Source organism: Clostridium gasigenes (assembly GCF_900104115.1).
GTDB lineage: Bacteria > Bacillota > Clostridia > Clostridiales > Clostridiaceae > Clostridium > Clostridium gasigenes.
The window spans coordinates 26,202-38,638 of sequence record NZ_FNJM01000017.1; the positions used below are offsets into that span (position 1 = coordinate 26,202).

Here is a 12,437-nt window from a genome sequence, read left to right on the forward strand (position 1 = left end):
AAAATAGGTAGGGGGTAGTTTGGAAATAAGAAAGTAATAATATAACTTAATAATAAATTTAAACTATTAGTATATTAAATAATATCTGTACAGTAGGAAAACTGTACAGATCCATTTAAGTTTTAAGTCTATATAAATTTATTATAAAAAAATATAAAAAAAGTAAATTATTTTTTCAAAAAGTTTAACTACTGCATATATTATAGTGAAGGCTAAAAAATAATCTATTTAGAATATTTTAAATTAGATATATGTAGGAGTGGATTTTATGGAAACAACATGCAGAGGTATTTGGATTTCAACAGAAATATGGCAAAATGAAGATTTAACACTTATTGAAAAGTTATTTATAGTTAAAATAAATGCTTTAGATGGTGAAAAAGGTTGCTATGCAAGCAATAGATATTTTGGCGAGTTTTTCAAATTAAGTAAATCTAGATGTTCAGCAATAATTAAAAATTTGAAAAACAAAGGTTACATATCAATAAATTATGTTTATGAAGAAGGCAAATATGCAATAGAGCGTAGGGTTATAAAAATAAAGAAATCAGTAGATAACATGGTGAAAATAGCTAAGGAAATTACTAAAAAGGTAGTGAAGACTAAAGAGTTTCAAAATGATGAAAGTGAAGAAATAGAAAATGAAATAGAATGTTTAGAATTAAGTGGAACAAGGAGAAAAAGATCTATAGTAGAAAATCCAGTAGATATAGATAACCTAGAAGAAGATGTTATCCAATTAGATATTTTTGGCGAGAAAACAAATTTTGAAAACATAGAATCTAGCAGTAGTAATAACAAATCAAAAGCTAATAAAAGTGAAAATAATAGAAATCAAGTTAAGAAGAATAAAGATAAGAAAAATAATGAAGATGAAAATAAGAAAAATAAAGATAAGAAAAATCTTAAAAAAGAAATGTATGAAGAGATAATTGGTTATTTAAATATAAGGTGTAATAAAAATTATAAATACACAACAGGAAAAACACAAAGATGTATAAATGCAAGAATTAGAGAAGGCCACACTTTAGATGATTTCAAGAAAGTAATAGATAAAAAATATGATGAATGGTCAAAAAACTCAATGAAAGTTTATTTAAGACCAGAAACCTTATTTGGAACCAAGTTTGAAAGATATTTGACTGAAGATGTAAAAGATATAGAAAATCACTTTAAAAAATCAAATTGGACAGGGGGACAAGCTTATGGAAAACAATTTAAAAATGTTAGAGATAGTGGAGAGAATAAGGAAACTAAAGAAAGAACAAGATTTGGAAACTTTAAGCCACTTACAGCAGAAGAAATTGAAAGAGCAGAGAGAGAGCTTTTCTAAAAGGTGTCCCCTTTGTGATGATACAACCTGGATTGAGGTTAGAGTAGACAAGAGAACTTGTGCATATAGATGTGAATGTTATGAAAAAGAAATGCTAAACAATAATAATGGATGGAAAAAAGCAGGGTTAACCTTAGAAACAAGTAAGCTTAATTTTATAGCCTTTGAAAAATGGAGTGCAGGTGCAACAACAATGAAAGATTTAGCTACAAAATATTTTTTAAACTTTGATTCTATAAAAGAGGATAAAAAAAATTCTTTAATTTTATCTGGAAACTCAGGCTGCGGAAAAACACATTTAATAGTAGCAATTGCAAATAATCTAATTAGGAGAAAAACAAATGTTGTGTATATGCCTTATAGAGAAATAATAATGGAGTTAAAACAAAATGTTATGAATGGTGAGATATACAATGAAAACATGGCAAAATATAAAAAAGCAGAAGTGCTTTTAATAGATGATTTGTTTAAAGGGCAAATTACACCATCAGATGTTAATATTATGTTTGAAATAATTAATTATAGATATATGAGTAATTTACCAATACTAATTTCAACAGAGAAAACTATAGATGCGATAATTGAAATAGATGAAGCCTTAGGAAGTAGAATTTATGAGATGGTAGGTGATTATAAAGCAGAAGTTTTAGGTAGTGAAAGTAACTATAGGTTAAAGGGACGAGAGGAGAAAAAATAGATTACTTATTTAACTATTTCCTTTTAAAAGGGAAATAGAATGAACTTTTATACTAATAGTTTATTGCATATAATAAACTAGAAGAGGAAAAAGGGGGAGAAAATATGTTAGAAAATTTAAATGTAAAAATATATGCAGATGGGGCAGATTTAAAATCTATGTTAGAGGAATATAAAAAAGGAATTGTAAATGGGTTTACAACAAACCCATCACTTATGAAAATTGCAGGTGTAAAAGATTATAGAGCATTTGGTAAGGAAGTATTAGGATTAATTAGAGATATGCCAGTTTCTTTTGAGGTGTTTGCTGATGAAAAGGTACAAATAATTAAAGAAGCAGAAGAAATAGCCACATGGGGAGAAAATGTTTATGTGAAAATTCCAATAGTAGACACTAAAGGGAATTTTACAGGAGATATTATTAAAGAAATTACGGATAAAAACATAAAAGTAAATGTTACAGCTATATTTACTATAGAGCAAGTTAAAAATACTCTGAAAGTATTAAACAAGGATACCCCAGCTATTATATCAATATTTGCAGGTAGAATTGCAGACACAGGAGTTAACCCAGCCGAAATAATTAAGGAAGCTGTAGGTTTAGTTAAAGAATATAAAAATATAGAAATATTATGGGCAAGTTGTAGAGAATTATATAATATTTTTGAAGCAGATAAATTAGGTTGTCATATTATAACAGTTCAAAATAGTATGCTTAGAAAAAACAATTTAATAGGAAAAAGTTTAAATGACTATTCAGTAGAAACTGTAAGAGATTTTTATAAAGATGCAAAAAGTTTAGGTTTTTCAATCTTGTAAAGGGAAAGGTCAAATAAAATGATAGAAAAAATAATTAATAAAGATGTAGTTGAAGTAAATGTTGAAGTAGAAAATTGGGAAGGAGCTGTAAAAGCCGCAGGAGATATATTAGTGAAAAACAATAAAGTTAAAGAAACATATATAGAAGCAATGATTGATACAGTAAAGGCAATTGGACCTTATATAGTTATGGCACCAGGAATAGCCATGCCTCATGCAAGACCAGAGTGTGGAGTTATAGATGGTGGAATTTCTATAATTACATTAAAAGAACCAGTGAATTTTGGAAATAAAGAATTTGATCCAGTGAAACTTATATTTGCATTATGTGCAAAAGAAAGTGAATCGCATATTGAGTTGCTTAAGGATTTAAGTGTTATTTTAGACGACGATAAAGTAATAGAAAAATGTAGTAATATTAAAACAAAGGATGAACTAATAGAAATATTATTAGAGTCATATAAAAATAACAAATAGGGGTGGAAACAATTATGAAGATTATTACTGTATGTGGAAATGGAATAGGAAGTAGTTTAATGTTAGCTATGAAAATAGAAGAAATATGTAATGGAGCAGGAATAAGTGTAGATGTTGAATCTTGTGATTTAGGAGCAGCATCAGGGAAAAAATGTGATTTATTTATTACTGTAAAAGAATTAGCTATAAATTTCCCAAAAGAAAAGACTATAGTTGTTAGAAGTTATATTAATAAAAAGAAAATTACAGAAGATGCTTTAGAATCTATTAAACTTAAATATCAAGAATTAGCTAGGTAGATAATTTAATTAATATATACAGGGGGAACTTATCAATGGGTATTATTTTAGAATTTTTTAAAGATGTATTAAAAGAACCGGCATTATTAATGGGATTAATGGCTTTTATAGGGTTAGTTGCTCTAAGAAAACCTTCTCATAAAATAATGACTGGAACACTAAAACCAATTTTAGGTTACTTAATGCTAGGTGCAGGTGCAGATTTCATTGTTCGTAATTTAGACCCTTTAGGAAAAATGATTCAAAAAGGATTCAACATAGAAGGAGTTATTCCAAATAATGAAGCTATAGTATCTGTTGCACAAACAGTACTTGGTGTTGAAACAATGTCAATACTTCTTTTGGGGTTAATAGTGAATCTTTTAATTGCTAGGTTCACTAAGTTTAAATATATATTCTTAACAGGTCATCATAGTTTCTTCATGGCTTGCTTATTATCAGCTGTTCTTCAAACAGCAGGCTTTGGAGGCTGGGGTTTAATAGCTATAGGTGGTGCTTTCTTAGGATTAATAAGTGCTATTTTACCAGCAATTGGTCAAAAATATACTTTAAAAGTTACTGATGGTGATGAGGTAGCAATGGGTCATTTTGGTAGCTTAGCTTATTATATATCTGCTTGGATAGGTGGAAAAGTTGGTAAGCCTGAAGATAGTACTGAAAAAATAGAAATACCAGAAAAATGGAGTTTTTTAAGAGATACTACAATATCAACAGCATTAACTATGATGGTATTTTATTTAATAGCTGCATTTGCATCAGGATCAGAATTTGTTGAAACCTTATCAGGTGGAACAAATATGGTGTTATTCGCATTAATGAGCGCTATGAAATTTGCAGTAGGTGTTACTATAGTTTATGCAGGTGTTAGAATGATACTTGGAGATTTATTACCAGCTTTCCAAGGAATTGCAACAAAGATTATTCCAGATGCAATACCAGCTGTAGATTGTGCAGTATTCTTTACTTATGCACCAACAGCCGTAGTTATAGGGTTTGTAGCTAGTTTTATAGGTGGGATAATAGGAATGGTTCTGTTAGGGTTTGCAGGCAGTGTGTTAATTATACCAGGACTAGTTCCACATTTTTTCTGTGGAGCAACAGCAGGTATTTATGGTAATTCAACAGGTGGAAAAAGAGGTGCCGCAATAGGAGCATTTATAAATGGATTATTAATAACATTTATACCAGCATTATTATTACCTGTACTAGGTAATTTAGGATTCTCAAATACTACTTTTGGAGATTTTGACTTTGGAGTTGTAGGTATTGCAATAGGGAAATTATATGAATTCTTAGGAAGTGGTGGAGTTTTAGGGTTATTAGCATTATTAGTAGCAGTAGTAATTGTACCGAGCTTTATGAAAACTAAGAATAAAGTAATAAATAATAATAATGAATAATTAGAGAATATATAAGGGATTCTTTCTTTAAGTAGAAAGTATCCCTTATTAATTATTGTGAGTTAAAAAAGAGGTTAGAAAAACTTAATCATACTATAGTTAATATTAAAATATAAATAATAGTAAGGCATCATAAAATAAATAATAGACCAGTATTATTTATTTTATGATGCCTTAAATTAGTTAAAGTAATTGTCTAGGAGAAATTAATGTTAAATGCAAGATGTAGAGAAATATTAAGAAAAATAGTAATACTTAATAACAATGTAGGTGTAGATGAGCTATCAAATAAATTTAATGTATCTAATAGAATGATAAGATATGATATAGATTCTATAAATGAATTTCTAAGAAGTAGCAATATTACTGAAATAGAAAAAAAGCCAAATTCTCCATTAAAAGTAGTATTGGATAATAAAGAAAGAGCTCTACTAATTAATTTATTAAATAACATGAATGCAGCAGAGTATATTTTATCAAGCAACGAAAGAATAGGAATAATTTTATACGATTTATTAAGTTGTTATAAGGTGTGTACCTATAGTAGATTACAAGAGAAGTTCTTTGTAAGTAAGGGTACTATTGTTTCTGATTTAAGAAAAGTAAAGCTATGGCTTAGTACTTATAATATAAAAATCATTAAATATAGTAATAAAGGAATATCAATTGAGGGAGAAGAGAAAAGCATTAGAATTGCCCTTAAGGAATTGTTAATAGGAAATGGTGAATATAACATATTAGATAATTTAGAAAATGTATATAAAAATGAAAATAGTAATGTGTTAAATAAAATTAGTAAAATAGATTTATCAAATGAAAATTTAGATTGCATTAGAGGCTTTATTAAAGAATTAGAAATGGAATTTGGAGTTTTCACAGATATAGATTTTATGAACCTTGTTATGACTGCATTTATTATTATAAATAGATCATATAAAGAAGACGAAAAAGAATCAAATAGGTATAGGGTATTAGAAGAGGAATATAAAAAAGAATATAGTGCAGCTACAAATATAATAAATAAATTAATAAGTAAATTTAAAATAGATATTAGTAAAGCTGAAATTGGATATTTAACTTATATGATACTATCTTCAAATAGTAATAATGATAATATTGATGATTCAAAGGATTATTTTGAAGCATGTTCAATAACTGGAACTATATTGGAAAATGTAGAACAAGCCTATGTAGGTGGAATTTATATGGATACTCATTTATATAAGTCGTTTTTAAATCACATAAAAGGTTTGATTTTTAGGTTAAGGTTTAAGGTTGAGGTTAGAAATCCAAGTTTAGATAGCATAAATGAAATTTATAAAAAAGAGATTTCATTAGTTAAAAGTGCGTGCATGTTTATAGAAGAAAAGTATAAATATAAATTAAGTGATGATGAGCTGGGATATATAACTCTTTATGTATGTGCAGCTATAGAAAAAAATAAAAGTTCAGTAGTAAGAGTGCATAAGAATATATTAGTGGTATGTTCAGCAGGGTTTGCTACAGGCAGATTATTAGAAAATAAAATAAAGAGTAAATTCAATATAGATAAAATTAATATAATATCAGTTCATGGTATTAAAGATTATATAAAAAATGAAAAGGTAGATTTAATTGTATCTACCATTAATATAGAAGAAGAATTAGATATACCAACAATTATTATATCACCTATTTTAAATGAAAAAGATTTAAATTTACTAAGGCAATATTTAGATTATAAACCTTCTTCTAAGCAGTGTGAAGGAATTAATGAAATAGTAAATATAATTAGTAGGAGTTGTAATATAAATAATGAAGAAAATCTATTAAAAGATTTAGAAAAATATTTTAAAGTAGAAAGTAACCTAAAAAAATCTATAAAGGATTATATTACATCTTCAGAAATACAACTTAATATAGAAGCTGAAAATTGGGAAGAAGCTATACAATTAGCAGCTATGCCTTTGATAATAAATGGAACAATAAAACAAGGATATATAGATGCTATGATTAATAGTATCAATAAACTAGGAGCATATATTGTAGTAGATAATGGAATAGCAATACCACATGCTAAGGGTGATGGATATGTAGATAAGTTTGGAATAACTATTACTACATTTAAACAAGAAATAACAATAGGGGCTTATAATAATATAAAAGTATTTATAACAGTAGCAACTCCTGATGAAAAAATTGAAATAAATATAATAACAGAGATAATGAAACTAATAGAAAATTATGAATTTATGGAGTTATTAAAAGGATCAGATACCGTTAAAGAGATATTAGAGTTCATAGCACCTATTAAAGCATTTTAAAAAATGATATAATATAAATATAAATTTATTTGCCAAGAAAGAAGTTGGCACAAGAAAAATGTAATATTATAAAAATAAAATTAGAAAATATTAAGCCTATTAATAATAACTAATTTTAGATATACTATAGATATTACAAGGAGTGATTGAAGAGTGGAAAAAGAGATGTTAGAAATTTTAAAGAGATTAGAGCAAGGGCAAATTAAAACTAATGAAAGATTAGATACTATAGAAAATAAAGTAGATAAGTTAGATAAAACATTAGAAGTGGTTTACAATCAAACTGTAAACCTAAGTGAATTTAAAACATCAGTATTAAGTAATCTTCAAGAATTAAAAGAAGTTAAAGAAGTAACTAAGGTAAATTGCTATGATATAGCAAAGTTAAAAGCCGTAAAATAACATAACAAAAAGGTGGTATTTCGTGTCGTATACACGAAATACCACCTTTTTGTTATGCCTCTATCTAATATGGTTTTACCAAAAGAACAACAAAAGGCTATATGTAAATAATTATAAAATGTGTTAAAATAATATAGTATTAAGAAATATATGCAGTCAATTTTTTTATTGATTGTATAAAAAACTAAAAAGGATAGGGTGGTATAAATGGAAACTTTAAAAAGAAATTTTTTATCAAAGGGTTTTAAAAATAGTACTGAAAGAGTATACAAATTAAAAGAAGAAATACTTTCTGCACAACCATGTGTTGAAGTGGAGAGAGCTAGACTTATCACTGAATCATTTAAAGAAACAGAAGATCAGCCTATAATTATACGCAAAGCTAAGGCTTTAGAAAAAATATTAAATGAAATTCCTGTAGTAATTAGAGATGGTGAACTTATAGTTGGTACATTATCTAAAAATCCAAGATCAGCTCAAGTGTTCCCGGAATTTTCTAATAAATGGCTGGTATCAGAGTTTGATAGAATAGGGAAAAGAACATCTGATAAATATGAGATATCCGAAGATGTTAAATCAGAACTAGTAGAATTATTTAAGTATTGGGATGGAAAAACAGTAAGTGAATTAGCTAAAGCATATATGCCACAAGAAACACAGGATGCAATGAGTACTAATGTATTTACTTGTGGAAATTATTATTTTAATGGCCTTGGACATTATGTGGTAGATTATGAAAAAGTAATAAAAAATGGACTAAAAGGGATTGTAGAAGAAGTTCAGAATAAGATAAATAATAGTAATAAAGCTGATCCCGAATTTATAAAAAACAGGGAGTTTTGGGAATCGATAATCATATCTTGTAACGCAGCAATAAATTTTGCTAAAAGATATTCAAAATTGGCATTGAATATGGCAGAAGATGAAAATAATTCAACTAGAAAAAGGGAATTGATAAATATATCAGAAATTTGTGATAGAGCCCTTGGGAACGGTTCCGATACATTTTATGAAGCTGTTCAATCATTTTGGTTTATACAAGTGATAATAAGTTTAGAATCCAATGGACATGCTATATCTCCAGGACGCTTTGATCAATATACCTATGAATATTTTAGAAAAGATATTGACTCAGGAAATATAGATATGCTAGAAGCTCAAGAACTTATAGATTGCCTATGGGTTAAATTTAATGATATAACAAAAATACGTGATGAAGTTGTAACTAAGGCATTTAGCGGTTATGGAATGTTTCAAAATCTTATAGTTGGAGGTCAGACAGTAGATGGAAATGATGCTACAAATGAACTTTCATATATGTGTATTGAAGCTACCGGAAGTTTGAAATTGCCACAGCCTTCACTTTCAGCCAGAATATGGAGTAAGACTCCAGAAGAGTTTTTACTCAGATGCTGTGAGTTAGTAAGACTTGGACTTGGTTTCCCCGCTTTGTATAATGATGAAGTAATTATACCTTCTCTTTTAAATAGGGGTGTAACCTTAGAGGATTCTAGAAATTATTCTATTGTAGGATGTGTAGAACCTCAATGTGGCGGAAAGACAGATGGATGGTACGATGCTGCATTCTTCAACTTAGCAAAAGTGCTAGAAATGACCGTAAATAATGGGAAATTTAATGAAAAACAAATAGGACCTAAAACTGGTGAATTTACTTCTTTTAAGAATTTAGATGAATTTATAAAAGCTTATAAGGAACAAACTCAGTACTTTGTATCACAAATGGTGTGCGCAGATAACTGTGTGGATATGGCACATAGAGAAAGAGCACCGCTTCCATTTGTATCTTGCATGATGGATGATTGTATAGAAAGAGGTAAATCAATTCAAGATGGTGGTGCACATTATCGTTATTCTGGACCATTAGGAGTTGGAATTGCAAATATAGGCGATTCTTTCATGGCAATAAAAAAACTTGTATTTGAGGATAAAAAGATTACTTTAAATGACTTAAAAGATGCTCTGCTTACAAATTTTGGACAAGATGAAAAATGTGATGAGTTTAAAAGAAATAAGTTTAATGAAATTAAGAACATTCTTATTCATAAAGCTCCTAAGTTTGGAAATGACTTAGATGAAGTTGATGAATTAACTCGTGAAGGTGCACTTATTTATTGTAAAGAAGTTGAAAAACATACAAACGTAAGAGGTGGTAAATTTTTACCAGGATTGTATCCAGTATCAAATAATGTTCACCTTGGAAGTCAAGTAGGTGCTACTCCAGATGGCAGAAGCGCTAATCAACCTCTAGCAGATGGAGTATCTCCTAACAGAGGGATGGATACAAATGGTCCAACTGCTGCAGCAAATTCAGTAGCAAAACTTGATCATTTTATTGCAGCAAGTGGAACTTTGTTTAATCAAAAGTTTAATCCATCTTCATTAAAAAATGACAATGGACTTAAAAATTTAGCATCACTTATAAGAGGGTATTTTGATGAAAAAGGTATGCATGTACAATTTAATGTAATAGATAAAGCTGTTCTGATAGAGGCACAAAAACATCCTGAACAATATAGAGATTTAGTTATTCGTGTTGCAGGATATAGTGCTCAATTTATATGTCTTGATAAAAGTATACAAGATGATATTATAGCAAGAACAGAACAAGCTTTCTAAAAAAGTTAAGGCTTGAGGTTATCAAGCCTTAATTTAAAAATATTTTTAAAGAGGCGATAAAAATGTTTGAAAATGATATTAATTATAAAGAAAAAGGAGTAGTTTTTAATATACAAAGATTTTCTGTAAATGATGGACCTGGAATTAGAACAATAGTTTTTTTAAAAGGATGTCCACTATCATGTACTTGGTGTTGCAATCCAGAATCACAATCTACATACAAACAAGTTATGTTTAATAGTGAAAATTGTAATGAGTGTGGTAATTGCATAAAAGTGTGTAAAAGAGATGCTATTAATTTTAATAATGAGTATAAGATAGATAAAAATAAATGTATAAATTGTGGAGAGTGTGTTGATAAATGCTATTCAGAAGCGCTCCTTATGTCAGGGGATGATATGACAGTAGAAGAGGTCATTAAACTCATAAAAAAGGATTCTATACATTTTAGAAAATCTGGAGGTGGAGTTACACTATCAGGTGGAGAACCTCTTATGCAATGGAAATTTGCATCTCAATTATTAAAAGCTTGTAAAAGTATGGGGTGGAATACAGCTATAGAGACTACAGGATTTGCAAATAATAATATACTTGAGGAAGTAATCCCATTAGCTGATCTTGTTCTTTTGGATTTCAAGCATATTGATAACTCTAAGCATATTAAATTTACAGGAGTTAGTAATGAAACTATATTAAACAATGCAAAGACTATTGTAAAACTGGCAGAAAAAGTTATTGCAAGAATACCTGTTATTCCTGATTTTAATTGTGATGAAAATAGTATACAAGAGATAGTTGAATTTGTAAAAAGTTTAAAATATATAGAAGAAATACATTTATTGCCATATCATGTATTCGGCTTAAATAAATATACTTGTTTAGGCAAAAGTTATAGAATGCCAAAGAGTGTTATGACACCAACAGATGACGTAATGGAAAAATTTAAAAATATAGTTGAGAATTATGAAGTTAAATGTAGTATTGGAGGTAATTAAGAGTATTTTTATAATGGGATTTTAAGCCGCAAACCCTTTAAAATAGCTAGGAGTTCCAAGTAAAACGGATGCTAAGTCAAGGACATTTAAAAAAAGGCTATATGAGATTAAATATATTAGGATAGAACAATGAAATAAATTTTTAGCATAAGAAGATAGAAATCAAGAATTAGGAGTAATGCTTTGGCAAAAGAGACTTGGCCTTTGTAGAGGAAAAAATTGAAACTCCTTCAGATGATGAAATATGAAAAGATAATAATGAATTTGATAGAATAGTTTGGAAATTATGTCGCTAATAAAAAAAATACTTGGAATTAAAGAATAGCTGTTAGATTTTATTAATTTCTTTTATTGATATATAATATATAGTTTTAAACAGGAGGTATTGGATATGGAGAATAATAATGAAACATTATATGATATATTCGTGAATTATTCATATAGTCAATTAAAGAATTTATTTAAAAATGCAAAAACAGAAGATGAAAAAAAATTTTGCATGACTCTATCTAATATGGTTTTACAAAAAGAAGAAGAAAAGGTTATAGGTAAATAATTATGCAAAGCCTATACAATTTTCGCAGGTGTTAATGGAGCTGGAAAAACATCAATATATAAGTCTATTTATTATAATGAAAATAAATATGAAAAAAGGTGGCCATGGAGTACCTGATGATACTATTGAAAGACGGTATTATGAATCATTGAAGAATTTAAATAAAGTTATAGAAATATGTGATGAGATAAATATGTATGATAATACAGATATGTTTAGAGAAATAATTGATTTTAAAAATGGTAACATTATTTGGAAGGATAAAAATATACCAAGTTGAGCTAATAATATGATATAAAGGCTAAGCTACAAGTATTGTTAAAAGAAGCCATAACTAATTGTAAACAATAAAAATTTAGTGTAATTACAAAGTTACACTGAACTTTTTTCCGTTAATAAATTAAGGCACTTTCAAAATATACGTCGCACCTTGATCTATTATTTTCTTTCAAGTACCTAAAGTGTAAGCTTTACATTAATTTCTATTGTAAAAAAAAAAATTGTAAAAAAGAATTTATTT

General features: G+C 27.9%; 11 protein-coding genes and 1 pseudogene. All 12 read left to right on the forward strand.

Annotated features, from left to right (window positions below; translation table 11 throughout):
• Window positions 1-268: 268 nt before the first annotated feature.
• The 12 genes and pseudogenes from BLS77_RS17295 (at window position 269) to BLS77_RS17350 (ending at window position 12,197) form a co-directional block, all read left to right on the forward strand.
• Window positions 269-1,333 carry a conserved phage C-terminal domain-containing protein gene (locus tag BLS77_RS17295; RefSeq protein ID WP_207648706.1) on the forward strand — a complete coding sequence of 355 codons (1,065 nt, stop codon included), beginning with the start codon at window positions 269-271 and terminating at the stop codon, window positions 1,331-1,333.
• Window positions 1,305-2,030, forward strand: a complete 726-nt coding sequence (locus BLS77_RS17300; protein ID WP_175490901.1) for an ATP-binding protein — start codon at window positions 1,305-1,307, stop codon at window positions 2,028-2,030. Before BLS77_RS17295 ends, BLS77_RS17300 begins: the two co-directional genes overlap by 29 nt.
• 104 nt (window positions 2,031-2,134) lie before the next feature.
• Window positions 2,135-2,848 (forward strand): transaldolase, encoded by a 714-nt coding sequence (locus BLS77_RS17305; protein WP_089972784.1) that lies wholly within the window; start codon window positions 2,135-2,137, stop codon window positions 2,846-2,848.
• Between the two features lie 18 nt (window positions 2,849-2,866).
• Entirely contained in the window at window positions 2,867-3,325 is a 459-nt protein-coding gene (locus BLS77_RS17310; protein WP_089972786.1) for a PTS sugar transporter subunit IIA, read from the forward strand.
• Between the two features lie 14 nt (window positions 3,326-3,339).
• Complete coding sequence (locus tag BLS77_RS17315; RefSeq protein WP_089972788.1) at window positions 3,340-3,624, forward strand: PTS sugar transporter subunit IIB; 285 nt, start codon at window positions 3,340-3,342, stop codon at window positions 3,622-3,624.
• Window positions 3,625-3,659: 35 nt separating this feature from the next.
• Entirely contained in the window at window positions 3,660-5,024 is a 1,365-nt protein-coding gene (locus tag BLS77_RS17320; protein WP_089972789.1) for a PTS ascorbate transporter subunit IIC, read from the forward strand.
• A 209-nt stretch (window positions 5,025-5,233) separates the two neighbouring features.
• Window positions 5,234-7,327, forward strand: a complete 2,094-nt coding sequence (locus tag BLS77_RS17325) for a BglG family transcription antiterminator (protein ID WP_089972792.1) — start codon at window positions 5,234-5,236, stop codon at window positions 7,325-7,327.
• A 153-nt stretch (window positions 7,328-7,480) separates the two neighbouring features.
• Window positions 7,481-7,729 (forward strand): hypothetical protein, encoded by a 249-nt coding sequence (locus BLS77_RS17330; RefSeq protein ID WP_089972794.1) that lies wholly within the window; start codon window positions 7,481-7,483, stop codon window positions 7,727-7,729.
• Between the two features lie 207 nt (window positions 7,730-7,936).
• On the forward strand, window positions 7,937-10,366 hold the full coding sequence (locus BLS77_RS17335; protein ID WP_089972797.1) for a glycyl radical protein: 2,430 nt from the start codon (window positions 7,937-7,939) through the stop codon (window positions 10,364-10,366).
• A 62-nt stretch (window positions 10,367-10,428) separates the two neighbouring features.
• Window positions 10,429-11,361, forward strand: coding sequence for a glycyl-radical enzyme activating protein (locus tag BLS77_RS17340; RefSeq protein ID WP_089972800.1), 933 nt, complete (start codon window positions 10,429-10,431; stop codon window positions 11,359-11,361).
• A 391-nt stretch (window positions 11,362-11,752) separates the two neighbouring features.
• A complete protein-coding gene (locus tag BLS77_RS20060; protein ID WP_089972802.1) occupies window positions 11,753-11,917 on the forward strand; it encodes a hypothetical protein in 165 nt (54 codons plus the stop codon).
• Window positions 11,918-11,935: 18 nt separating this feature from the next.
• Window positions 11,936-12,197 (forward strand): annotated as a pseudogene (locus BLS77_RS17350) (hypothetical protein).
• The last annotated feature ends 240 nt before the right edge of the window (window positions 12,198-12,437 follow it).